The sequence below is a fragment of the Bacillus sp. J14TS2 genome, assembly GCF_018333015.1.
GTDB lineage: Bacteria > Bacillota > Bacilli > Bacillales > Bacillaceae_C > Lederbergia.
The window spans coordinates 354,437-379,741 of sequence record NZ_BORE01000002.1; the positions used below are offsets into that span (position 1 = coordinate 354,437).

Annotated in this window: 20 protein-coding genes and 2 pseudogenes; all 22 read right to left on the reverse strand. The window is 37.7% G+C overall.

Features of this window, described 5'->3' with window-relative positions; all coding sequences use genetic code 11:
• Nucleotides 1-116: 116 nt before the first annotated feature.
• The gene (gene mutL, locus KI375_RS04270; protein ID WP_212972300.1) at nt 117-1,964 is read right to left on the reverse strand and encodes a DNA mismatch repair endonuclease MutL; all 1,848 of its coding nucleotides are present in this window, start codon (nt 1,962-1,964) and stop codon (nt 117-119) included.
• Nucleotides 1,965-2,248: 284 nt separating this feature from the next.
• Nucleotides 2,249-4,837, reverse strand: a complete 2,589-nt coding sequence (gene mutS, locus KI375_RS04275; protein WP_212972301.1) for a DNA mismatch repair protein MutS — start codon at nt 4,835-4,837, stop codon at nt 2,249-2,251.
• 139 nt (nt 4,838-4,976) lie between these two features.
• Nucleotides 4,977-5,531 (reverse strand): outer spore coat protein CotE, encoded by a 555-nt coding sequence (gene cotE / locus KI375_RS04280; RefSeq protein WP_212972302.1) that lies wholly within the window; start codon nt 5,529-5,531, stop codon nt 4,977-4,979.
• A gap of 299 nt (nt 5,532-5,830) precedes the next feature.
• A complete protein-coding gene (locus KI375_RS04285) occupies nt 5,831-6,256 on the reverse strand; it encodes a YlbF/YmcA family competence regulator (RefSeq protein ID WP_207449811.1) in 426 nt (141 codons plus the stop codon).
• On the reverse strand, nt 6,257-7,792 hold the full coding sequence (miaB, locus tag KI375_RS04290; RefSeq protein ID WP_212972303.1) for a tRNA (N6-isopentenyl adenosine(37)-C2)-methylthiotransferase MiaB: 1,536 nt from the start codon (nt 7,790-7,792) through the stop codon (nt 6,257-6,259).
• Between the two features lie 535 nt (nt 7,793-8,327).
• On the reverse strand, nt 8,328-8,588 hold the full coding sequence (gene spoVS, locus KI375_RS04295) for a stage V sporulation protein S (RefSeq protein ID WP_207449813.1): 261 nt from the start codon (nt 8,586-8,588) through the stop codon (nt 8,328-8,330).
• 139 nt (nt 8,589-8,727) lie between these two features.
• Nucleotides 8,728-9,528 (reverse strand): TIGR00282 family metallophosphoesterase, encoded by an 801-nt coding sequence (locus KI375_RS04300; RefSeq protein WP_212972304.1) that lies wholly within the window; start codon nt 9,526-9,528, stop codon nt 8,728-8,730.
• 100 nt (nt 9,529-9,628) lie between these two features.
• Complete coding sequence (gene rny, locus KI375_RS04305; RefSeq protein WP_207449815.1) at nt 9,629-11,191, reverse strand: ribonuclease Y; 1,563 nt, start codon at nt 11,189-11,191, stop codon at nt 9,629-9,631.
• Between the two features lie 235 nt (nt 11,192-11,426).
• A pseudogene (locus KI375_RS04310) lies at nt 11,427-11,870 on the reverse strand (recombinase RecA family protein); the annotation flags it as partial.
• A gap of 265 nt (nt 11,871-12,135) precedes the next feature.
• A complete protein-coding gene (locus tag KI375_RS04315; RefSeq protein ID WP_212972305.1) occupies nt 12,136-12,759 on the reverse strand; it encodes a PDDEXK family nuclease in 624 nt (207 codons plus the stop codon).
• A 77-nt stretch (nt 12,760-12,836) separates the two neighbouring features.
• A pseudogene (recA, locus tag KI375_RS04320) lies at nt 12,837-13,445 on the reverse strand (recombinase RecA); the annotation flags it as partial.
• A 404-nt stretch (nt 13,446-13,849) separates the two neighbouring features.
• Nucleotides 13,850-15,094, reverse strand: coding sequence for a competence/damage-inducible protein A (locus KI375_RS04325; RefSeq protein ID WP_212972306.1), 1,245 nt, complete (start codon nt 15,092-15,094; stop codon nt 13,850-13,852).
• A 29-nt stretch (nt 15,095-15,123) separates the two neighbouring features.
• A complete protein-coding gene (gene pgsA / locus KI375_RS04330) occupies nt 15,124-15,702 on the reverse strand; it encodes a CDP-diacylglycerol--glycerol-3-phosphate 3-phosphatidyltransferase (RefSeq protein ID WP_212972307.1) in 579 nt (192 codons plus the stop codon).
• A 78-nt stretch (nt 15,703-15,780) separates the two neighbouring features.
• Complete coding sequence (locus KI375_RS04335; RefSeq protein WP_212972308.1) at nt 15,781-16,680, reverse strand: helix-turn-helix domain-containing protein; 900 nt, start codon at nt 16,678-16,680, stop codon at nt 15,781-15,783.
• Nucleotides 16,681-16,698: 18 nt separating this feature from the next.
• Nucleotides 16,699-17,487: a DUF3388 domain-containing protein gene (locus tag KI375_RS04340; RefSeq protein ID WP_207449822.1), complete on the reverse strand. Its 789-nt coding sequence runs from the start codon at nt 17,485-17,487 to the stop codon at nt 16,699-16,701.
• A gap of 187 nt (nt 17,488-17,674) precedes the next feature.
• Nucleotides 17,675-17,932 (reverse strand): DUF3243 domain-containing protein, encoded by a 258-nt coding sequence (locus tag KI375_RS04345; RefSeq protein ID WP_212972309.1) that lies wholly within the window; start codon nt 17,930-17,932, stop codon nt 17,675-17,677.
• Between the two features lie 72 nt (nt 17,933-18,004).
• A complete protein-coding gene (gene ymfI / locus KI375_RS04350; protein WP_212972310.1) occupies nt 18,005-18,727 on the reverse strand; it encodes an elongation factor P 5-aminopentanone reductase in 723 nt (240 codons plus the stop codon).
• A gap of 226 nt (nt 18,728-18,953) precedes the next feature.
• Entirely contained in the window at nt 18,954-20,243 is a 1,290-nt protein-coding gene (gene yfmH / locus KI375_RS04355) for an EF-P 5-aminopentanol modification-associated protein YfmH (protein ID WP_212972311.1), read from the reverse strand.
• A gap of 4 nt (nt 20,244-20,247) precedes the next feature.
• Nucleotides 20,248-21,522, reverse strand: a complete 1,275-nt coding sequence (gene yfmF / locus KI375_RS04360; protein WP_212972312.1) for an EF-P 5-aminopentanol modification-associated protein YfmF — start codon at nt 21,520-21,522, stop codon at nt 20,248-20,250.
• Between the two features lie 273 nt (nt 21,523-21,795).
• A complete protein-coding gene (locus KI375_RS04365) occupies nt 21,796-24,129 on the reverse strand; it encodes an FtsK/SpoIIIE family DNA translocase (RefSeq protein WP_212972313.1) in 2,334 nt (777 codons plus the stop codon).
• A 170-nt stretch (nt 24,130-24,299) separates the two neighbouring features.
• Nucleotides 24,300-24,515, reverse strand: coding sequence for a YlzJ-like family protein (locus KI375_RS04370; RefSeq protein WP_212972314.1), 216 nt, complete (start codon nt 24,513-24,515; stop codon nt 24,300-24,302).
• Entirely contained in the window at nt 24,512-25,267 is a 756-nt protein-coding gene (locus KI375_RS04375; RefSeq protein ID WP_212972315.1) for a ClpP family protease, read from the reverse strand. Before KI375_RS04375 ends, KI375_RS04370 begins: the two co-directional genes overlap by 4 nt.
• Between the last annotated feature and the right edge of the window lie 38 nt (nt 25,268-25,305).

Genomic DNA, 25,305 nt, shown 5'->3' on the forward strand with positions numbered 1-25,305 from the left:
GCCAACGAGCTTCCACACGAAGTGGGACTTCGACGTTCGACACAGGACATGTCGGTACTTAGTCGAAGATCTTGTATCTCGCAGTGTCATTTTTACCGGACTTTTTGAACATCCTCTTACATAATTCTTTTAAACATTTTTTCTATTTCGTACGTTGAAAAATGAACGATAATCGGCCTGCCATGTGGGCATGTGAAAGGATCTTCGGTGTGACGCAATTCCTGAAGTAAAGCTTGAATTTCATCTTGTCTTAAAAAACGATTTGCTTTTATTGATCCTTTACAACTCATCATAATCGCTGCTTCCTCTAATAAGGTCTTAATATTCATCTTTTTCATCGCAAGAAGTTGCTCAATGAGATCCTCAATCGTTTCTTTTTCATAGCCCTTCGGAAACCAGTTCGGGTGCGAGCGAACAATAAAACTATTCGTCCCAAAATCTTCTAAAAAAATCCCGACTGTTTCTAGTTCATTCTTATATTCTTCTATTTTAATATATTCATCTGTCGAAAATTCCAATGTTAAAGGAACGAGCATTTCTTGGAGTTCATTAGTCACTTCTCCCACCTTTTCACGGAAATACTCATATTTTATACGCTCTTGGGCTGCGTGTTGATCGATCATATAAAAACCTCGATCATTTTGCGCTAAAATATAGGTACCATGCAATTGGCCAATCGCATATAAAGGTGGGATTCGATCAGATGCTACCTCTCTTTTCTTTTCAATATTCGGATCCATTATTGTAACAGCTTCTTTAGCGACAAAGCCTGTCGGCTGTTCTTCAATCTCCGGCTTATATTCGTTTGCTGTTTCATCTGGCACTAATGTATCCGTATGTGGGATAGGCGGCTCGCTTATCGAATGCTCCTCACTCTTTGAAAATAGTGGTTTAGCTGGTTTATTTTCTTCAAGATACAGATAAGTTTGCTCCGATTTCTGTTCACTTCTTTTTGCTATATTTCCTTCTGGAATTAACTCTTGTTGTTGGAATGCTTGCTTGATCGTGGTTGAAATTAACTGTTCAAGCTCAGCTTCTTTACTAAGGCGAACAGTCATTTTAGCCGGGTGAACATTGACATCTACTAATATCGGATCCATCTCTATAGATAATAAAACAATAGGATGACGATTGATTGGTAATAAAGTATGGTATCCATTCATAATCGCATTCACTAACGAATAATTCTTGATAAACCGGCCATTGACCATCGTTGAAATATAATTTCGAGAGGCCCGCGTGATTTCTGGTAATGCTATCCAACCACTCAGTGTAAAATCAAGCGATTGTGCTGTAATTGGAATCATTTTTCTGGCGATATTCATTCCATAAATAGCCGCTAACACTTGCCGAATATCACCATTTCCATTTGTTCTTAATAACTCTCTATCATTATGGCGAAGTCGGAAGGAAATTTCCGGATGAGCAAGGGCTAAGCGATTGACAATATCAGAAATATGACCAATTTCCGTATGAATGGACTTCATATATTTTAAACGAGCAGGTGTGTTAAAAAACAATCCAGAAACCGTTAGCTCTGTCCCAACACGAGCGGATGACTTTTCTTGACGAAGTAATTTCCCCGCCTCTAAACAGACTTTTGTACCAGGTTTTCCGGCTTTAGCCGAGGTTAGTTCAACCATGGAAACTGAAGCGATACTTGGGAGAGCCTCTCCCCTAAATCCTAATGTGCGAATTCGAAACAGATCATTTTCATCTTTAATCTTACTTGTGGCATGTCGTTTAAATGCTCTTAGGACATCTTCTTCATCAATGCCTTCACCATTATCTAAAACCCGAATTTTCCCCAGGCCTGCTTCTTCCACATCAATTTCAATGATCGTACTACGGGCATCAATCGCATTTTCTATCAATTCTTTTACAACAGAGGCAGGACGTTCTACTACCTCTCCTGCAGCAATTTTATTCGAAAGGTAATCATCTAATTCAATAATTTCAGACACCATGATTCCCACCTTTCATTCTTTATAATTAAGTGTATGTTCAAAAAGGCGATAAAAAGGCACAAGTCGGATGTCAATCGCAAACGTCCGACACTACTACATCCTGTAGGTCAGAAAGTTTAAGTCGGACTTTCGCATATTGTGCTGACTTCGACATAGGACGTATCGGAAGTTAGTCAAATATCCTCAGTGTCATTTTTATCGGAGGCCTGCAAGACGCAGGTCACAAAGGCGTTGCGACAGAATGTCGCGAATTTAGCCTTTGATCCTTATTTTTGAACTTCCTATTTAACTTGTTTTTTAAGCTCATAGAGTAAATTCATCGCTTGCATCGGGTTTAATTCTAAAATATCGATGTTGCGGATTTTCTCTAACACTTTGTGATCTGAAGTACGAGTTTGATTTGGTTTTGGTGGTTCAAACAATGTGAGCTGTTCTTGAACTTTGTCATTTTCTTCATCCATTGATACGGCTGTTTCAAGCCGGGAATCTCTAGCTGATTTTTCCAATTCAGCTAATACTTCATTCGCTCGTTTAATAAGGCTTGCCGGAAGTTCCGCTAATTCTGCAACATGAATACCATAGCTTTTATCCGCTGCCCCTTTCTTTACTTTATGAAGAAAAACAAGTTTTCCTTGTTGCTCAATGGCACTAACATGTACATTACTTAATTTGGCTAACGCTTCTTCCAAGACCGTTAATTCATGATAATGGGTTGAAAAAAGTGTTTTAGCTCCGATGTTTTCATGGATATATTCAATAATTGCTTGTGCCAAAGCCATTCCATCATAGGTAGACGTTCCACGTCCTATTTCATCGAACAGGATTAAACTATCATTTGTCGCATGCATGAGAGCATTTTTCGCTTCAAGCATCTCAACCATAAACGTACTTTGTCCTGAGATTAAGTCATCCGCCGCTCCAATCCGCGTAAATATCTGATCAAAGATTGGTAACTCAACGGATTTAGCTGGAACAAAACAACCAATTTGAGCCATTAGAGCAATCAAGGCAACTTGTCGCATATATGTACTCTTACCCGACATATTCGGCCCTGTGATTAAAAACATCTCATTCTGCTCATTCATATAACAATCATTTGGTACATAATGATTGGAATCCATCACCTTCTCAACAACTGGATGTCGTCCTTCTTCTATAGCAATGTTTCGATTTGAGTTGAAAAGGGGACGTGTATAATGGCGCTTTTCACTGAGTGTTGCAAAACATTGAAAAACATCTAACATACTAACGATTTTGGCTGTTTGTTGAATCCTTTTTATATAAGATTGTACCGTTTCCCTTATGTTTAGAAATAATTCGTATTCTAAATCGACACTTTTTTCCTCTGCTTGGAGAATAAGTGCTTCTTTTTCTTTTAATTCAGGCGTTATATATCTCTCTGAATTGGCTAATGTTTGTTTCCGTTCATAGCGTGAATCTTCAAGGAGATGGGTATTCGCTCGTGTCACTTCAATATAATAACCGAATACTCGATTAAACCCTACTTTTAAAGATTTTATTCCTGTTTTTTCTCTTTCTTCTTTTTCTAACTGAGCAAGCCATTGTTTTCCATTTCGGCTGGCATCTCGATACTTGTCCAGTTCTTGATGGAAACCGTCTTTAATAAGTCCTCCCTCTTTAATTGTTAACGGGGGTTGATCAATAATCGCATTTTCTAACAAGGTGACTAAATCTTCACATGGATCTAACTGATTTGCTAAATCCTCCGCCCACTCTTGCTCTAACTGTTCCGTTAACTGTTTGATAGCTGGGATTTGCATTAAAGACTTTTTCAATTGAATAAAATCGCGGGCATTTGCATTTCCAAAGGCAACGCGACCAGATAGACGCTCTAAATCATACACGCCGGTTAATTTATCTCGCAGGTCTTCTCTTTCAAAATAATGTTCCAATAGTGTTTCAACCATATCAAGCCGTTGTTTAATCTTCATTTCGTTAATAAGAGGACGATCCATCCATTGTCGCAATAGACGACCGCCCATAGCTGTGACCGTTTCATCTAATAGCCATAATAATGTGCCTTTATTATTATTTCCACGGATTGACTCTGAGATTTCGAGATTCCGTTTTGAAAAATAATCAATTTTCATATATTGATTTAATTCATATTCAGTAAATGCCTGTAAATGGTGGAGACTTCTTTTTTGTGATCTTTTTAGATAGTGTAATAGTCGGTGCGCAACCATTTTTAATGGTTGATGATGAAGCTGATTCACTAATTCATGAAATTCTTCAGTCTCTGTTCCTTGATCTTCAAAAGAAATAACCACATGACAGCGTGTCTGTATGAAGGAAATCTCTTCTTGATCAAAATTCGGATCAACTACGATTTCTTTCGCCCCAATTGAAGCTATTTCATGCGATAATCGTTCTAAGGAATCCTCCAATAATAAGGCTTTGCATTCTCCTGTTGACAAATCTGTATAGGCAAGCGCATATTTTCCAGACTGATCACAATGAATCGACGCAATGTAGTTATTTTCCTTATCATTTAACCCTTTCTCATCCATAACAGTACCAGGGGTAATTAATTGAATCACTTCACGTCGTACAACACCTTTTGCTTGCTTCGGATCTTCTGTTTGCTCACAAATGGCTACTTTATAGCCTTTATCAATTAATTGTTCTATATAACCTGTAGCAGCATGATATGGAACCCCACACATCGGTATTTTTTCTTCTGCTCCGCCATCTCTACTTGTTAATGTGATTTCTAAAACCTGAGACGCTTTTAACGCATCTTCAAAAAACATTTCATAAAAATCTCCTAAACGAAAAAACAAAAAGGCATCTTGATATTCAGCCTTTATTTTTAAATACTGTTGTATCATCGGAGTATATTGAGCCATTATGTACCGATTTCCTTTCTTCTTAAAACTATGTACAAACAAGTATAACATACCAAGGTTTATTCAATCACTAATGGAAATTTTCAATTCATCAAAGAATATTTACCCAAAAAAGAAAAACCGGAAAATTTTTCCCGGTTTACTCTTTTCCTTCATCAGCTGTGAGAAAATCCGTGTTGATGTCTTCCAGTTCACTATCAGATAATTCTTCATGCAAATCATAGTCATCATCATCTGAGCATTTGTCATAATGAACTTCAACACAAACTTTCGTTTCACCAATGACATCGACTTGAAATTCCCGTTCGGTTGTGACGAGAATTTTATTGCCTTTTTTAGAAATAACCGCTTCGACGCAATTAGGCTGTTGTAAAACATTTGCTAAAACTTGTCGGTCATCCATGCAATCAGGATCTTTGTAATGCAACTTGAGTATATCTCTGTATTCTACCCTTTCAGTTGCAACAGATGTCTTTGTATTATCATGATGGGAATACCAAACATTCATATCAAAAGAGCCGCTTACTTCGACTTCTTTTTTGCCGACTTTCCGTGCTTCATATTTATGATTGATAATCCAACAGCCTAAAATGCTCGAAGGATGATGCGGTGGGCTAATCGTATAATTGGCTTTCGTAAATTTACGCCCTTTCGCAACTACTGCTTTTGTTATAATTTCTCTGTAATCTGCCATTCGAGCGAACCTCCTCATTCATTTTCCCTTCATCATATGCATTTACCTAGATGATTGTGCTCATTTCCTAGAACCAAAACTTTTTGTGCCTGTGATATTGTATGTTGGGAAGGAAGAATGTTGAGGAAAACGCGGAGAAATCTCCAAAAAGTAAAAGAGGCAAGGACATAAGTATTTCCACCAAAGAAAACCGAACTACTAGGGTGCATATATCCCCGCTGCAGAAAATGCATTGTTCGTCTTTGGTTTTTAACACTTAATTATGTTCCTGCCTCTTTTAGACCGTTCTATTTTACAGATTAACAGCTTGATGGACTATTCTTTATTTTAGATCCAGTTTCCCCTGTCAGTAAATCACCCTCAGTGGAAAGTAGAATTTCATCTGTCACTTTATTCGATATTGCGGATGATACCATCTGCAATAAATCATTTACATCTGTTTGCGATTGCTTAAATTCTTGAACAATCGGAATTTCATCTAATTCGGCTTCTAATTTCTCCAATTTCTCTTCCACTAAATGAAGGGCTTTTTCTTTACCATAATGTTGAAAGTTAACAGCCTGTTTTTGGAGACTTTTGATCCCAGCTATCATTTCACGGACTTTTTGATTCTCATTTATTTGTGCTTCCGCTCGCTTAAAGAAATCAACCTCTTCTGTGTTTGCAATCATTGTTGCTAATTCATGTGCTCGAATTAAAATATCATCTTTTGTATATTTTTCCACTTAAATCACCTCAATCGATTCCTTTACATCAACCATTTCTCCGTTTAAGGACCATGTTTTAGCATCAGTAATTTTCACTTGAACCAGATTTCCAATTGCTGATTTTGGTCCTTTAAAATTCACTAACTTACTTTTCCTTGTGTAACCAGAAAGAATCTCTGGGTTATTTTTACTTTCCCCTTCAACTAATACTTCAACAATTTGTCCTTTATGAGCTTCCATTGCTTTTCTTGAAAAGTCATTTACTAAAGCATTTAAGCGTTGAAGTCGCTCTTTCTTTACTTCCATTGAAACATTGTCTTTCATTTTTGCTGCTGGAGTACCTTCTCTTGCTGAATAGATAAATGTGTAGGCTGTTTCAAAGCCGACTTCACGATAAAGTGACATGGTTTCTTCGAATTGCTCATCCGTTTCATTTGGAAACCCGACAATAATATCAGTTGAGAGAGAAACATCTGGTATGGCTTGCTTGATCTTTCTAACAAGCTCTAAAAATTGCTCTCTTGTGTACTTACGTCCCATAATTTTTAGCATTGCACTTGAGCCTGATTGAACAGGTAAATGAATATGCTCAACAAGATTTCCCTGATTAGCTAGCACTTCAATTAAATGATCATCAAAATCACGAGGATGACTTGTTGTGAAACGAACACGGGGGATATCGACTTTTCTCAAATCGTCCATTAAATCACCAAAGCGATAATCGATATCTTCAAAATCCTTCCCGTACGCATTTACGTTTTGGCCAAGCACAGTAATTTCCTGATACCCATGTGCCGCTAGTTGACGTACTTCTTGGATAATATCCTCTGGTCTCCTACTTCTCTCTTTACCCCTTGTATAAGGAACGATACAGTAGGTGCAGAATTTATCACAGCCATACATGATATTTACCCAAGCTTTTATTTTACCTGCCCTAACTTTAGGAAGATTTTCAATAACATCTCCTTCTTTAGACCAAACTTCAACAACCATTTCCTTCGACATATATGCCTCATTTAAAATTTCAGGAAGACGGTGGATGTTATGCGTTCCAAAGATCATATCCACAAAGGGATGTTTTTCTAATATTCGATTGACGACAGATTCTTGCTGGGCCATACAACCACATACACCTAATAGAAGATCTGGTTTCTCCATTTTTAAATGTTTTAAATGTCCTAATTCACCAAACACTTTGTTTTCAGCATTTTCTCTGATTGCACAAGTATTCATTAAAATCACATCAGCATCTTCTACGGTCTCAGTTACTTGATAACCGAGATTCATAAAGATTCCTGCCATGACTTCTGTATCATGTTCATTCATTTGACAACCATAAGTTCGGATATAAAATTTACGACCATTTCCCATTCCTTTAAAACGTTCATCTATATCAAAATCATCATGATACTTTATTTCTTCTTTTCCTCTTCTGCGAGCATCTTTTAAAGATGGTGGCATATAGACTGTTTGAAAATACTTGCTATAATCTTTTTCTTCACTACTTTTTGGACTTTGAACTTGCTGACTTTCTAAACGCTGTTTCTCGTTCATGAAAATCCCCTTTCTAACTTTATGTAAAAAATACTCATAAAACTTACATTTATTCTAATAGCGTGTTCAAAAAGGATCAAAGAGTTCGAGGCGACGTAGTTTCGATTGCGGACTTGTACAGGATGTACTGACTTCCGTGTTATCCACAAGACGTGGATGGTTTTAACGGAAGAGCTTTTTCTGGCACAAAAACAAGCCAACGAACTTCCACAGGACGTATCGTTACTTAGTAGGAGATCCATCATCCTGAAGTATAATTTTTATCGGACTTTTTGAACATCCCCTACTAGTATATAGTCTTTTATTTTCGAATACAACATTAGCCTATTTCAAATCAATTTTGAAAATAAAAAAGATCCGCAGGCTAGATCGCAAACGAATCTTTTTATTCCATACAAACATCCGTAAATCTTCACTACAGCCCATAAATTTGAATAGGAATAGCGAACACTAACGAGTCCCACTGCCCAGCAATGGGGATGAAAACCTCCCACTGCTGGCAGTCTCACTTTATCTGTAAAAAATGAATGTTGTATTATCTCGGTTCTACTATTAACTTAATCGCTGTTCTTTCTTCTCCGTCAATCAGGATATCCGTAAATGCGGGTATACAAATTAAATCGACACCTCCAGGGGCGACAAAACCTCTTGCAATTGCTACTGCCTTCACTGCCTGATTTATTGCCCCGGCTCCAATCGCTTGGATTTCCGCTCCTCCTCTTTCCCTGAGAACGCCAGCTAGCGCACCCGCTACGGAATTAGGACTGGATTTAGCTGAAACTTTTAATATTTCCATTTCTTGTTCCTCCTTGTCATTTCCCCATACAATTGTACAAATCAAAGGTCGCAGTAACCCTTTATCACTGTTACTATATTCAGGGAATTTACGAACTATTCCAGATTGTCCAAAAGAGAGAACAAGAGAATGAAGAAAATTATTCATCTAAAAATGGATGGTCGTCATTAATAAGAATAGGACGGAGCTTTAAAGCTTTTCCAGTCTCTTGATTGAGACTAACTACACAAGCGCTTAACTGAGTTCGTCCATTCTTAGGCACTTCAAACCTTACCGGTAAAGCAGTACGAAATTTTTGTAAAACTGCCGCTTTTTCCATCCCAAGGATACCATCATAGGGTCCTGTCATGCCCACATCTGTTAAATAGGCTGTTCCATTAGGCAAAATGCGTTGGTCAGCGGTTTGCACATGGGTATGGGTACCAATTACAGCTGTCACCTTTCCATCGAGAAACCAGCCCATTGCTTGTTTTTCACTGGTTGTCTCAGCATGGAAATCAACAAAGATGATATTTGTGCGTTTTTTAGCGATATTAATTAATTCTTCCGCTTTGTCAAATGGACAATCGAGCGGAGTCATAAATGTTCTTCCTTGAAGATTGATAATGGCTACTTCAATTGAATTAATTTTAACAAACACCAGTCCTTTTCCAGGTGTCTTATCTGGGAAATTTGCTGGTCTCACTAAATATTTTGCGCTGTCAATAAACTCAAATATATTCTTATTGTCCCAGGCATGATTCCCTAAAGTAACAGCATTTGCTCCTGCCTCAAGAAACTGTTTATAAATTTGCTCTGTAATCCCTCGTCCACCTGCGGCATTTTCGCCATTAATAATGGTTACATGGGGACGATATTTCCTTTTCAACTTTGATAAATAGTCTTGAATCATCGCTCTTCCAAGTGAGCCAACGACATCACCAATAAATAGAATTTCCATACAAATCCCTTTCTTCTTTAAACATGTATAACATGTTCCAGTTTATCACAGTATAAATTATACGCATAAGAAAAGCGGAGTGATCACACCCCGCTTTGTTTCATTTCGCATATTCGACTGCTCGTGTTTCTCGAATGACAGTTACTTTAATATGCCCTGGATAATCGAGATCATGTTCAATTCGCTTCCGGATATCACGTGCTAGTTTATGTGACTCTAGATCATTGATTTGTTCGGGTTTCACAATAATGCGAACTTCTCTTCCGGCTTGTATGGCATATGACTTTTCAACACCATCATAAGACTCGGAAATTTCTTCTAACTTCTCCAAACGACGAATATAATTTTCGAGAGTCTCACTTCTAGCCCCAGGTCTAGCGGCTGATAAAGCATCTGCTGCTGCGACTAATACGGAAATTGTCGAAGTTGGTTCTGTATCCCCATGATGGGATGCAATACTATTGATCACAACTGGATGTTCTTTATACTTTGTAGCCAACTCAACACCAATTTCCACATGGCTACCTTCCACCTCATGGTCAATTGCTTTTCCAATGTCATGCAATAATCCTGCCCGACGAGCAAGGGTTACGTCTTCTCCTAATTCTGCTGCAAGCAATCCTGATAGAAAAGCAACCTCTATTGAATGCTTAAGAACATTTTGTCCATAACTAGTGCGGTATTTCAAACGTCCAAGTATTTTGATTAGATCAGGATGCAAACCGTGAACACTGACCTCAAATGTTGTCTGTTCACCGATTTCACGAATATGCTCATCTACTTCACGTCTAGCCTTGTCCACCATTTCTTCAATTCGCGCTGGGTGAATTCGTCCATCCTGAACTAGTTTTTCAAGTGCTATTCGCGCAATTTCTCGTCTAATCGGGTCAAACCCTGATAAAATTACGGCTTCAGGTGTATCATCGATAATTAAATCAATACCGGTCAATGTCTCAAGAGTCCTGATATTTCGGCCTTCTCTACCAATAATTCGCCCTTTCATTTCATCATTTGGTAGATTAACAACAGAAACAGTTGTTTCAGCCACATGTTCAGCTGAACAACGTTGAATGGCAAGTGAAAGAATATTTTTAGCTTTTTTATCAGCCTCTTCTTTTGCTTGCATTTCGCTCTCCTTGATCATAACAGCCGTCTCATGAGCCAATTCTTTTTCTACATCTGACAAAATAATGTTTTTGGCTTCTTCACGAGTTAAGCCTGAAATCCGTTCTATTTCAGCCTCTTGTTTACGGACCAATTCATCCACTTTGCTTTCCATCTCTTCAATATGTTGTTGTCTTTCATTAAGAGACTCCTCTTTCCTTTCAAGCGTATTTTCCCGCTTATCAAGAGTTTCGTCTTTTCGGTCGAGGTTCTCCTCCTTTTGCAATAATCGTTTTTCTTGTTTTTGCAATTCGGTTCTTCTATCTCGAAGTTCAAGTTCCGCTTCGGTACGAAGACGGTGATTTTCATCCTTCGCTTCTAACAAGGCTTCCTTCTTTAATGCTTCCGCATCTCGCTTAGCATCTACTAAAATCTGCTCAGCAGAACTTTTAGCACCTGTTATTTTAGCCTCTGTAATCAATTTAAAAATGAAATAGCCAACAACTAAACCGACGATAAGGGCAAGCAAAATGGAGATGATGATAATAGGTGTATCCATACTTTCACCTCCTCTTGCTATTAAATTAAAATAATTTTTTTCATGTCGGCTGGTACATTGCTACATAGGTTTCAATATACTGAGCCAAGCTCAAATTCATGCATGCGAAAAAAATGTAAAATATACATGTTAATTTTATAGTTGTGACGTTTTAATGTCAAGTAATGTTCAGCTCTATATAGAAGAAAAAAACAAAGTCACTCATGTTATGGACTTTGTTTTCTCCCTTTTAAACTTATTCTTCTAAAAGACTAAACTCGTTCTGTTCTTCTTCCTCTACTTCTGGAGGGGGTGTTTTTTCCTCATCCAATTGATGATGGTCACGAACTTTATGCATGATTTCAGTTCTCAATTCTGCATTTTCTTTCAGGAATTGTTTGGCATTTTCGCGACCTTGCCCAAGTCTCTCATCATTATAAGAATACCAAGATCCACTTTTTTGGACGATATCGAGCTCTGAACCCATATCGATAATTTCACCTTCACGAGAAATCCCTTCTCCATACATGATATCTACTTCGGCGGTCCGGAATGGAGGAGCAACTTTATTTTTCACAACTTTTACTTTCGTTCTATTTCCGACAATGTCTTGTCCTTGCTTTAGTTGTTCTGCACGGCGAACTTCCAGACGAACGGATGAATAGAATTTAAGTGCTCTACCACCTGGAGTTGTTTCTGGCATAATCTATAGATTTACCATTTCTATAGTGTGGACTATCTCTTCATCTCTATGTTAGAGAGCCTTGCACTTCCGACAGTAGCCTATCCTCTGACGTACCCTACTCAGTTAACCAATCGGTCCTTTTCGGTAGTCTCTACACCTTCCTTACTAAGTTGGTAAGGCTTGGCACGGTATTACCCAATAATGGGGGGCTTCACCGTTAGCAGTTTTAGCAACTACACCCCTAGGCAATAGGGTTCACAAGGTTTTTTTCATGCTATCACTAACATGGGAAACCCAGAGTAAACTGCTTTATTCTATTTATTACTTTTTTCGGCTGTAGTAATTCTTTTTCTTCAATGACCAAATAATTAATAGAGTGTGCTTCAAAATAGGTTTTTTTGCGTTTATCTCTTTCGATAATTTTTCGCTTGGAATGTGACCATTCTCCATGAACGTCTATACAATATTTTCTCCCAAGGTAAAAATCTACCGACCATCTTCCAAAACGCTTTTGTTTTAAAAATGCTAGATCAAGGATAAGAAGAATTTCTTCAACTTGTTTTTCAATCAGGGTATCATAGTTTTTCCTTCTTGAATTTACTCCAAGTTCTTTTCTTCTTTTTGCAACACAAGCTTCTGACACTTTATACTTATAAGCTATCTCCACATGAGAAAGATAAGGGTTTTTTAATTCTTCTTCCACTTCTTTCGTCTTGGGTAAATAAATCTTCCAATGTCTTTCTCTTGGAATACCAAGTAATTTGATAATTTCCCCAACCCGTCTTTCATCAAGATTTATAGCCCCACCAATCTCTTTGAGCTTTTTCTCCGAGTGTCTCTTAATATAGTCTACTTGCCACGAATCTACATTTTTAAAAAGTCTATTTCCTATTTTTACAGCCACGGAACTTTTCTCTCCCATCAATTTTCAATGGTCATTTGTTTCACAACAGCTTTGAAAGTCTAGGCAGTTTGAAGTTGATTTCCGAACATGACTCCTACTTTTTCACGGATTTGGTTAATAAAAATAGCAATTGTATTTGATTTATTAATCGCACCTGATAATTTTCTAAGTGCCTGAGACATTAATCGGGCTTGAAGACCTACGTGAGCATCTCCCATTTCTCCTTCAATCTCAGCCTTTGGAACTAATGCAGCTACCGAATCAATGACGATCACTTCAATAGCTCCACTTCTAACGAGAGCCTCTGCAATTTCTAAGCCCTGTTCACCTGTATCAGGTTGTGAGAGAAGTAATTCATCAATATTTACACCCAATTTTTCGGCATACACAGGGTCAAGGGCATGCTCAGCATCTATAAATGCCGCTTGACCACCGTTTGCTTGTACTTCAGCAATCGCATGGAGCGCAACGGTCGTTTTACCGGAACTCTCAGGACCATAAATTTCTATTACCCGTCCTCTTGGATATCCTCCAACTCCTAGCGCAATATCAAGAGCAAGAGAGCCACTCGATATAGTAGAAATTTTTCGGTTTGTTTGTTCTCCTAGTTTCATAACCGAACCTTTTCCAAATTGTTTCTCGATCTGTTTTAATGCCAAGTCTAATGCTTTTTGGCGATCACTCATAAAATATCCTCCCTATATTTATATTCTCTTAAATAAATTTGCTATATTATTTAAAGCTAACTCTAGTATAAAGCTTTTCATCTGATTTGCCAAGTAAAAAACGAACATTTATTCGTCAATTTTAAAGAAAAGAAGAGCCTGAAAAAGTATTTTTCAATAGGGGAAAACCCCCTTTTTCTCCTATTTTCTAGCGCAAAACAATATTTTTACAAATATAAAAAGCGCCCACGCGCTTTTTATTTTTTATGATGGTCTTGGTCCAGCGCCTAGCCCCTCGAGGTCAACAGGATGTTGTCAGAAAGGCGTTGCGACGTACAGGAAGTACTAGTGTAGACGAAGTGAGTCTGCCGTCAGGACGGCGCGAATTTAGCCTTTCTTCTTACATCAAGGCGCTTCCGCATTTCTTATAAAGACTCTTCCAATTCCTTTAACAGATAATAACAGCCATATCTAACTGTCCTTTTTTGATTTCCAATTCTTGAACCAGAGAGATTTAATAGATAGGTTTTAGTGGGACGATCATCAAAAGAAATCCCTATCCATACTGTACCTGCTGGATGCCCTTCTAAAGAATCAGGCCCTGCTACTCCTGTAAAGCTTATTCCAATATTAGTACCTAAGATGGTACGAATATTTTCCGCTAATTCAATCGCACATTGTTCACTTACGACCCCATGCTTTTCAATCGTTTCAGCTTTTACTTGGCATAGCTTTATTTTAGACTGGTTAGAGTAACAAACTACTCCTCCAATTAACATTGTGCTTACACCTGTCACACCGGTCATTTCAGATTGAAACATGCCACCTGTTAAACTTTCTGCTGCTGCAATCGTTAAATCTTTTTTATCTAAAATGGTAAGTAATTCTTTCATGATCGTCGTTTGATCATATCCATAAAAGAATTGTCCCACTCTAGCATTAATTTTCTTTTCCATCTGCTCAATCATTTGCAGCGCTTTTTCCTCGGATTGACCACGTGCAGTTATACGAATTGTGACTTCATTATCGCCCGCAAGCGGAGCAATGGTTGGATTGGTCTGCGCATCAATAAGATCTTCAATCTCGGTCTCTAATTGTGATTCGCCAATGCCAAAATAACGCAATACTCTTGATTCAATTCGTTCACGTGATTCTAATTGATCTATAATAGCGGGTGCCCCATATTTTCTGAGCATTGGTTGCATTTCATGCGGTGGGCCAGGTAATAACATATAAAGATGTTGAGCTTTTTTCACAAACATTCCTGGAGCCATTCCATGTTCGTTAGGCAGTACAGCAGCTCCCTCAAGGACGAGCGCTTGCTTTTTATTGTTCTCAGACATTTCTCTACCTGTTTTTTTAAAGTAAGAAAGGATATTTTCCATCGCCATAGGATCTGCAACAAGCTGCTTTCCAGTATGATTGGCAATTACTTCTTTCGTTAAATCGTCTTTAGTTGGTCCTAATCCACCTGTAAAAATAATAAGATCGGCTCTTTCTTCAGCTATCGAAATGGCGTTTTCTAATCTTTTCGGATTATCTCCAACGACAGTATGATAGTAGACATGAACTCCCAGCTCTGCTAGTTCACGTGAGATAAACTGTGCATTCGAATTCACAATTTGCCCTAATAAAAGTTCTGTTCCTACTCCAATAATCTCAGCATTCATTCAGCAAAATCCTTCCTACATCATAATCATTATTTTGATTGTAAAAGAGCTGTTCTATTTTTGTGAAAATATTCATATCCAGACCATATTGTAAAGAACATCGAAATCCATAAAGCGATTAAAGCAAAAGGAAATCCGATTGCTTCAAAAAAGATATTATTAAGAAGTAAAGCTGAAATAGCAATAATTTGCGTCCACATTTTTATTTTTCCCAGCATTTTCGCTGCAACGACCTCACCTGAACCAGCTAATACAAGTCGCAGCCCTGTAACCGCAAATTCCCGACTAATAATAATAATGACGATCCAAGAAGGAGCAAGTTGCATCTCAGCCAAAATAATAAGTGCTGCAGACACCAGCAGTTTATCGGCAAGCGGATCTAAAAACTTACCCAAGGTTGTCACCAAATCGTATTTTCGGGCAAAATAACCATCCACCCAATCTGTTACGGCTGCAATAATAAAAATCAATGCACCGATCAGATGGGCCATTTCAATTTCTGTCCCAGGAAGCTGTACAACCCCCCAAGGAAATGGGACAAGCATAAAAACCATAAAAATTGGAATCAGAAAGATTCTAGAAATCGTAATTTTATTTGGTAAATTCATGAACAAAGTTCCTCCCAATCAAAAGCTTAATTCATATTAAGCTCGGTAAAAATAACCGCCGACAAGCGGCGGGAAAAGTTATGATTCTTTATTGAATTTTATAACAATATTTTGGACGGTCGCATCGCTTTCCAATTCTAGTTTCTCATCATTTATATAAATTTCAGTCTCCGCTGCTCTTCCCGTCCGGATGTATGCCTCCGACTCATCTGAGAAATCATATGTTTCGCTTTCCCCATTGGCTATTTTTTTAGATGCAAACTGTTTTTCGCCATTATTCGTCACTTCAATCCACGCTTCTCCAGAATCCGTTGCTTTCACCATCACTTCATACTTATCAGCATTGGTAACCTCATAAGTTGTTGTGCTTCCAGACACTCCTTCCATCGTGATTTTTTGTTCTTCCTCTTCTTCACTTTCCTCTGATTGCTTATCCGTATCCTCTGAATCATCTTGCTCATCCGAACCTGACTGATCTCCCTCATCATCATCTTCACTGGAATCGGGTGGAGAGACATCATCTGATTCGGTAATATTAACCCCTGCATTTTGATTATCTACTGGATCTTTATCATTAGAAATAAGAAAATTAGTTACCAAATACCAAATTAAAACCACAATGGCGATAAAGAAAATGGCCATTAGAATTTTAGGAAAAAACTCCATAATCTTTGACGTTTTACGTGAGACTGAATCCCTCGATTGTACGCGTGTTAAGTTTTCAGGTACATTATCATCATAAGCGACTGGGATCTCATTTTTATATTCATCAAACAGCACCTCAGGCTCAAGATCAACCGCCTCAGCATATTGCTTAATAAATGCTCGGGTATAAAACTTCCCAGGCATCACTTTAAAATTCCCTTCTTCAATCGCAGACAAATACCGTTTCTGTATTCTTGTAATAGCTTGCAGTTCATCCAATGTGAGACTTTTTTCTTCTCGCGCCATTCGCAGTCTGTTACCTAAATCTGACAATGCCAACACCTGCCTATCCTAGAAATCAAATCCAAACTCAGGTTCACTAAAAAGACTGTTTTTCGCTACTACTTCGTATGTAATTTTTTCTTCATGTGTATTTCTAAGCTCAATAATATAATCAAAATCTTCAATCGAATACTCAGAATGCTGTACAAAAATATCAGGATGTTCGATTACTTTAACAGCAGGGAGGCACATAATTTCTCGGACAAGCTGCAAATGTCTTTCATCTGCCCGCTTTCTAGAAACAATCCCATCGATAATAAAGATATTATCGGCATCGTATTCATCCTTGATTAATTCTTTACGTATCGTCTGTTTTAATAAAGTAGATGAAACAAAAAGCCACTTTTTATTTGCACAAACACTCGAGGCTACCACTGATTCTGTTTTTCCTACCCGTGGCATTCCTCTAATCCCAATTAGTTTATGTCCATCTTGTTTAAATAATTCAGCCATAAAATCAACAAGGAGACCCAATTCATCCCGAACAAAGCGAAAAGTCTTTTTATCATCCATATCTCTTTGAATATAACGACCATGCCTAACAGCTAGACGATCACGAAGCTTTGGTTCTCTCATCTTCGTCACTTTAATTGTATCAACTGTATCTAAAATTGATTCTAATCGTTTTATTTGCACTTCATTACTAGCACGTATTAAAAGGCCGCGTCTTCCACTATCTACCCCATTAATGCTAACGATATTAATCGAGAGCATCCCTAATAAAGAAGAGATATCTCCTAATAGACCAGGTCGATCAATTGCAATTTCATATTCAAAGTACCATTCTTTCCGATCCACTTCGACCCACTCCTCAGTCAAACTAAGTTCGTAAAGATATCTAGTATATATAATAGCGGATTATCATGTAATTTGAAAGAGAAACATATTGTGAATTAAATGAAAAAAGACTGCGCCTAGAGAGATTTCATTTCCTTTTTTCGGAAAATAAACCTCTTTAGAACGCAGTCAATTTGTTGTTCACCTTTTATTTAGAGCTGTTATTTTCTACAAGCTTTACCATTACACTAGCAATAGCATCCTGTTCTTCCTCTGAAGCCACAGACCAAAGATCAGATAAAACTCTTTGTTGTTCATTTTTTGGGTCGACATGATTGGCTAAATAATCTCCGACATGATGGGCCATTTTATCAATAACTTTCCCGGTCATACCTTGTTCTTGTGCACCATCAAGCTGATCACCCAAAAAGTTTTTCCATTGATCCCAATTATTAAGAACTGACATAGCATATCCTCCTTTAATTGAACAGCTTCACATTTATTATGTACAAGTGAAAATCACATTATTCTATGGAGATCACGTATACCATCCGCCATTTACTGCTAAAACCTGTCCAGTTATATAGGAGGCTCTTTCCGATAATAAGAAAGAAACGGCGCCAGAAATATCCTTAGGTTCAGCTATATATCCAAGCGGAATAGCGGATTCAAGTTCTTCTAATTCTTGTGCATCAAATTGTGCTAACATATTGGTTTTGACCGCTCCGGGAGCTACACAATTAATACGCAGACTAGAACTCGCTGTTTCTTTGCTTAACGATTTAACGAACGCGATTTGTGCCCCTTTAACGGTCGAGTATAGAACTTCACAAGCTGCTCCTGTTTGTCCCCATATGGAACTAATAAGTACAATTCGAGCAGATTGCCGCTGCCTTAAACTTGGTAATAAAGATTGAACCAGCATCATTGGACTTTTTATATGAAGCTGTAACATTTTGTCCATTTCCATTTCAGCTAAATCAGAAAAAAGACCGTACGGAGCACTGCCAGAGGAGTAAATCAAAGCATCAATCTGAAAAATATGGTCAATAAGATGGTTCGTTCCTTCTCTTGTTGATAAATCGGCACAAATTGGAATACATTCTATTCCATATGGGCTTAACTGATGAATTAATTGAAATAGAATTTCTTTATTTTTATGATAATGTAAATAAAGATTCCAACCTTCACTAGCAAGTTCCTCTGCTATCGCTGAACCAATCCCGCCACTCGCACCAGTGATTAAAGCATATTTCTTCATTCTACTTCCCCTCACATTTTTTAAATAAAAATGCCCGGCACCAATTCGTCCGGGCAAAAACAAAAGCGCAAGGCGCCCGCCTATCGGCGACAAGCAAATGTTCTGAGCCAATGAAAGGTGTTCTTTGCCTTTCATTGGCTCAGGTTATTTCGTGGAACACCGGCCAAGACCGCCACGTCCTGTAGCAACGCCGATGGCTCCTGGAGCTGGATGTAAAAATCCACACTTATTGTTTTGGCACAACCTGGCAAACCGTCATCCGGTTTTCCTCAATCAAATCCTTCGCGGCTGTTAAAACATCTTGAATCGTCAATGTCTCAAGTACGGGCACAACGTCGAATAAATTCATTTCATTAAAAATAAATCTTGTGAATTGATTCGCAATGTACTCTTGTGAATTTAATGAGCGAAGAAATCGGCCAATTCGTTTTTTCTTCGTTCTTTCTAACGCTTCTTCAGTAATATATTTCCCTGTTTTTGCCTCTAATAAAATGCTATTTATCTTATTTGCGAGCTCTTCAGGTTTTTTTGTATTTCCTCCAATCACCGCAAAACCATAGCTCTGTTCTTGTGAATATTCATATTGAAAAGTATCATCAATTAATTCGCTTGTATATAATTCTTCATACAAATCAGAGCTTTTGCTAAACAATATATCCATAAAAAGGGATAAGGATAATTCATTCCTTAACATTTCTTCACCAGATTGACCAATTTTTGTTGCTTTTACTCCGACAAAGCATTTAGGTGTCTGTACATTCATTTCTAGTACTTGCATTTTTTGCGCGACCGTTTCTGGTTCTTCTTCAAAAATCCGCTCAATTTCTGGTGCTGCTTGGTATTGCTTTGCCGCTTGATCGTCGCGGATGAATGTCATGATGTCTGTTGGATCAAGTGGTCCCGTAATGAATAACATCATATTACTCGGATGATAAAAAGTCTCATAACAGTTATAGAGCAACTCAGCCGTGATCGGCGCAATCGATTCAATCGTGCCAGCAATATCTATTTTCACAGGATGATGATGGTACATATTCTCAATTGTTCCGAAATACGCCCTCCAATCAGGATTATCATCATACATCATAATTTCTTGGCCAATAATCCCTTTTTCCTTTTCGACCGTCTTTTCAGTGAAATATGGTTTTTGTACCATATCTAATAATGTCTTTAAATTAAGTTTGACATGATCTGTACTAGAAAATAAGTAGGCAGTTCGATCAAAGGATGTAAAGGCATTGGCTGATGCCCCTTGTTTACTAAATGTTTGAAAAGTGTCTCCGTCCTCCTTCTCAAACATCTTATGCTCGAGAAAATGAGCGATCCCATCGGGAACACGTTTAAATTCACTTTGATTCAGCGGTTTGAAATGATCATCAATGGAACCATATTTTGTCGTGAATGTCACATAGGTTTTATTAAATCCAGGCTTAGGCAGTATATAAACATCCAAGCCATTCTCCAATTTTTCATGGTACAATGTCTCATTTATTTGAGTAAATTCAACTTTATTCATTTTTTTACTCACCTTCCGTTCCAGCCAAAAAGTAAATGGTATCCATTTCAATCTTCTTGGCAATTTCAATGATTTCTTCTTTCGAAACAGCTTGGATTCTTTCAAGCCAATTTGCTAACGTAATCTTTTCATCTCCAACATAATTATTATAAAGAACTTCTATAAAACCTTTAGCTGAATCAAGTGTTTCTAAAAGTTCATTTCTAATAACCGCCTTTGTTTGATCAATTTCATTTTCTGTAAATTCTCCTAATCGCATCAAGTCCAGCTGCTCCTTAATGATGGAAACGGCTTTATCATAATTTTGGTTTTCAATTCCGGACATGATCATTAATAAACCTTTATGACTTTCAATTCGACTTGCAGCATAATAAGCAAGGCTTTCTTTTTCTCGCACATTAATAAATAGCTTAGAGTGAGCAAATCCACCAAAAATACCATTAAACATCTGTAAAGCATAGTATTCTTGATCTCCAAGCAGAATGTTTGTGCGGCAGCCTATATTTAATTTACCTTGATTTAAGTCCTGATGTTCTTTAACAACTGTTAGTTCATCGACTTCCTTTGTAGCCGGTCTATTTTTTTGTTTCATAACCCGATCAGAAAGGGACAAAACTGAAAATAGATTCTGGACTTCAGATACCTCAATATCGCCAATAATATATAAATCAATTTGATCCTCATTAAAAGCTCGCTGATAGTATTCGTAAAGGCTTTCCCCGGTGATTGCATCGATTTCATCAAGCTCACCAGTTGGTTGAATTGCATAAGGCTCATTTTTACACATTTCTTCTACCAAGCGGACTGTTGCATAACGCATTTTATCATCGTAAAGAGAATGAATCCTTTCTTTCAATCCTCTTTTTTCCTTCTTCATTGTTTTTTCATCGAATCGATCATTCGCGACATTAGGATGAAGTAACACTTCAGTTAAAAAATCAACGCCTTTATGCAAAAGAGGATTTTTATCTTGCAAATACTTCTCATTGGCGATCTCTAATGTAAAACTAATGATATTTTCTTCTCCTTTTTTACTCGTATCTGCATAAAAGGATGCCCCATAAAGTTCATCCAAATAGGAGCGTAACGCACCAGAAGTAGCATATTTCTTTGTACTGCTTTGCATGACTAATGGTAATAACGCTCTTAACGTCGCTGTTTCTTTTTGAAGAGGGGCCTTCATTTTCCAAACAATCGTATTTGTTTTATATTTCTCTGTCTGTATCATATGTAGAGTAAAACCATTCATTTTTACAATATGTTCTTTTTCAAATTCCATTGCTAAACCTCCATTTATAGATAATTAACTTTACATAATATTTTTATGGTAAAATACATCAAAGAACTAGAATGCTGCACTCTATTTTATGTTATTGAACATGAAATATGCGAATAAGCAGCTAATCCGGCAGATGATTTTTTGTCTAATAATAGGCAGTAGAGCAAAAGACTCGTAAAATGCGAGTCCATCGTTGTTGCGACAGAGCGTCGCAACAACCGATGGACTGCTAAATAGCCTTTTCGTATCTAGACGACATCGCCTTTCACTTTTCTAAGAGGAATGCTCTTCCATATTGCCTTTAGGAATTAGCACTGTCCGTGGTTTACTCCCCTCATAAGGACCTACAATTCCTCGCATCTCCATTTCATCGATTAATCTTGCCGCCCTCGTATAACCAATTCTAAATCGGCGTTGAAGCATAGATACAGAGGCTGTTTGCATGTCCGCTATTAATTGCACCGCTTCCTCATAAAGATCATCTGCTACATCTTCGACAATTTCAGGGGTGTCATCTGGGATCATTTCTTCTTGATATTGAGCCTTTTGTTGTCCGATCACATATTCAACCACTTCTTCAACTTCTTGATCTGACAAAAAGGCTCCTTGAATTCTCACTGGTTTGCTAGCTCCTACTGGTAAGAACAGCATATCTCCTCGCCCTAATAATTTCTCCGCTCCTCCTGAATCTAGAATGGTACGGGAATCTGTTGCCGATGATACTGCAAATGCAATTCTAGACGGAATATTAGCTTTTATCACACCTGTAATGACATCAACGGATGGTCTTTGAGTCGCAATAATAAGATGGATTCCAGCAGCCCTAGCCATTTGCGCAAGTCTAGTGATCGCATCTTCTACATCATTCGATGCTACCATCATTAAATCTGCTAATTCATCGACAATAACAACGATATAAGGTAATAATGGTTGTTTTTCATCATTTTCCGCATTTGCTTTGACGATATAGTCATTATAGCCACCGATATTTCTTGTCCCTGTGTGTGAAAATAGCTCATACCTTCTTTCCATCTCATTTACCACTTTCATAAGTGCCTGGGCTGCTTTTTTAGGATCCGTTACCACAGGAGCGAGTAAATGAGGGACACCATTATAAACATTTAACTCAACCATTTTCGGGTCAATCATCATCATTTTCACTTCATGAGGTTTCGCCCTCATTAAAATACTTGTAATAATGCCATTAATACAAACACTCTTCCCGCTTCCAGTAGCACCAGCAACAAGCATATGAGGCATTTTATTTAATTCGGCCACTACCGCTTGTCCTGTAATATCTCGTCCTAAACCAATTTGCAGTTTCGCTTCTGGCCGCTCATTCTCTTTGGATTCCAATACCTCACGGAGAGATACCATTGCAACTTCTGAGTTAGGAACTTCAATCCCAATCGCTGATTTTCCAGGAATAGGGGCTTCCATCCGAATATCCTTAGCAGCTAAAGCTAGGGCAATATCATCACTAAGACTAACAATTCGGCTTACTTTTACACCGGACTCAGGATGAACTTCATATTTCGTTACAGCTGGACCAAGATGAACCTGTGCTACTCTTGCTTTTACCCCGAAGCTTTGAAACGTTTTTTCTAGCTTTGATGCATTGGCATGAATTAGTTGATATTCATTGGTTTGATCTGTTGCTTTTGGTCTTCTTAACAGCTGAATAGATGGAAGTTGATAATCCATATTTTCAAGCTCTGTAAAAGCCATTGGCGGGACTACTTCTTCATCTGCTATCCCTTCGGTTTCTTCTTCAGTCTGCTCTTCCTCTAACGGATCTATTTCCTGATATGCCCGTTCCGTAAAACTTGAGATAATTGGTTCTGGATTACCATCAAGTTCATCATGTGCTTGGACCATTACACTTTCTTTTTGGTCTACCTTTGTAATATTCTCTTCGTTCTTATTCAAATCCTCCATTTGTTTTTCTTCTTTCTTCTTTCTCTGCTCTTCCCTCCATTCTTTCACATCTAATTTAAATTGTTCCCACTGTTTTTTGGTAAACTCTACTAATTTTTGCCCGATCTTAGCAACGACTTCACCGATTGATTTCCCCGTAATTAACATAAGACCGATAATCATAAGGAAGAAGCTTAAAATTTTTGTTCCTAAAGATCCAAACACAAAGTATGTAACAGAAGTTACTATAGCTCCAAGCATTCCCCCGCCAAATTCCTTAGTTGAAGTATTTCCTTTTACGATCTGAAAAAAATCATGAAATGTATTGGCAATCACACTAACTCCTTGAATTTTTCCACTCTCAATTTTTAAATCAAAGAATTTAATGTGCGATAAAAGTAAAAAGCAGGCAATGATAATATACATACCAAAGAGACGATAGTTAATAAGGGGAGGTCTTTCCCTCTTAATAATCATATAACCTGCAATCCCAATAATTCCTAGCGGCCCTACAATATGCCATTCTCCAAATAGAAAATAAAAGGGGTAATTCATAGGAAAAAGCTTGTCACCTGTTACGATAATAATCAAACTTAATGCAAGCAATATAATTCCTGTAATTTCAAACTTTAAAATCTCTTGCATCTTTTTTTTCGAGCGTTTCCGGTTTTTACGTTTATTTTTTGCCATACCATCACCTTGCCCAATATAATAAAAATAGTCTGTTGATCAATTCACTGCAGTATTAGCGACTCCATTTACAATGTGTATATTATACCATATTTGGATAATCTCCCCTATTTTTAAAGGGATGAAAAAGAGGAGCTTCCAAACAACGTTTTGGACAGCTCCTACGACAATCAATTATCATAAAGTGAAATGAGGGCACCAGGGTACAAATCATTTCTTAAATAATCATCAGGATTACTACTCATTATACGCACTACTTTGTACATCTTATCATCCTGCTCTACGAGTAATGGAATGCCATTTCTTGTTATCATTTGTTGATCTGCGAACTCTTGCTCTGATCCTTGAAAAATAAGTTCCAGTGGGACAATTGTATGAATAATCATTGGATCAAATCTCCATCAGGTGCGGTATTTTGTTTAGATGTTATAAGTTCGCGAAGCTTTTGAATAGCATTCCCAATCCCTCCAACATCATCAATTAAACCTGTTTGAACAGCATCTTCCCCGATTACATTTGTTCCAATATCTCTTGTAAGATTCCCTTTTGCAAACATTAAATCTTTGAACACGTCTTCTGAAATCTCGGAATGCTTTGTGACGAATTTAACGACGCGTTCTTGCATTTTATCCATATATTCAAATGATTGAGGCACACCAATAACAAGTCCGGTTAAACGAATGGGATGAATGGTCATTGTTGCACTTTCTGCAATATACGAGTAGTCACATGAAACAGCAATAGGCACTCCGATTGAATGCCCCCCGCCTAATACAATCGAAACAGTTGGTTTCGAAATCGTCGCAATCATTTCTGAGATTGCAAGTCCTGCCTCTACATCGCCACCTACTGTATTTAAAACAACAAGCAGCCCTTCGATTTTCGGATTTTGTTCAATGGCGACTAATTGCGGAATGATGTGTTCATATTTTGTCGTTTTATTTTGCGGTGGCAACTGCATATGCCCCTCAATTTGACCAATAATCGTTAAACAATGGATGTTACTGTCTTGAGACAATTCAGGGACTTTTGTTTGTCCTAGTTGCTGAATCTTCTCAATAACTCCTTCTTCCTTTTCCTCATTTTGACGATTTGGCTCTTGTTCAGATTGTGCATTGGCTCTATAGGATTGGCTCATAATATCCTCCCTTACTCGAACAATTAATATCTATAGTA

Excerpts from the sequence above, each read along its gene's own strand:
- KI375_RS04370 (WP_212972314.1), bottom strand. The coding sequence starts at position 24,515 with ATGATTATTCATACAATTGTCCCACTGGAACTTATTTTTCAAGGATCA.
- yfmF (WP_212972312.1), bottom strand. The coding sequence starts at position 21,522 with ATGGAATTTGAAAAAGAACATATTGTAAAAATGAATGGTTTTACTCTA.
- miaB (WP_212972303.1), bottom strand. The coding sequence starts at position 7,792 with ATGAACGAGAAACAGCGTTTAGAAAGTCAGCAAGTTCAAAGTCCAAAA.
- spoVS (WP_207449813.1), bottom strand. The coding sequence starts at position 8,588 with ATGGAAATATTAAAAGTTTCAGCTAAATCCAGTCCTAATTCCGTAGCG.
- yfmH (WP_212972311.1), bottom strand. The coding sequence starts at position 20,243 with ATGAATAAAGTTGAATTTACTCAAATAAATGAGACATTGTACCATGAA.
- KI375_RS04345 (WP_212972309.1), bottom strand. The coding sequence starts at position 17,932 with ATGTCAGTTCTTAATAATTGGGATCAATGGAAAAACTTTTTGGGTGAT.
- KI375_RS04325 (WP_212972306.1), bottom strand. The coding sequence starts at position 15,094 with ATGAATGCTGAGATTATTGGAGTAGGAACAGAACTTTTATTAGGGCAA.
- cotE (WP_212972302.1), bottom strand. The coding sequence starts at position 5,531 with ATGGCAGATTACAGAGAAATTATAACAAAAGCAGTAGTTGCGAAAGGG.
- KI375_RS04365 (WP_212972313.1), bottom strand. The coding sequence starts at position 24,129 with ATGGCAAAAAATAAACGTAAAAACCGGAAACGCTCGAAAAAAAAGATG.
- rny (WP_207449815.1), bottom strand. The coding sequence starts at position 11,191 with ATGGATACACCTATTATCATCATCTCCATTTTGCTTGCCCTTATCGTC.
- pgsA (WP_212972307.1), bottom strand. The coding sequence starts at position 15,702 with ATGAATTTACCAAATAAAATTACGATTTCTAGAATCTTTCTGATTCCA.
- mutS (WP_212972301.1), bottom strand. The coding sequence starts at position 4,837 with ATGGCTCAATATACTCCGATGATACAACAGTATTTAAAAATAAAGGCT.
- KI375_RS04375 (WP_212972315.1), bottom strand. The coding sequence starts at position 25,267 with ATGAGCCAATCCTATAGAGCCAATGCACAATCTGAACAAGAGCCAAAT.
- KI375_RS04300 (WP_212972304.1), bottom strand. The coding sequence starts at position 9,528 with ATGGAAATTCTATTTATTGGTGATGTCGTTGGCTCACTTGGAAGAGCG.
- ymfI (WP_212972310.1), bottom strand. The coding sequence starts at position 18,727 with ATGAAGAAATATGCTTTAATCACTGGTGCGAGTGGCGGGATTGGTTCA.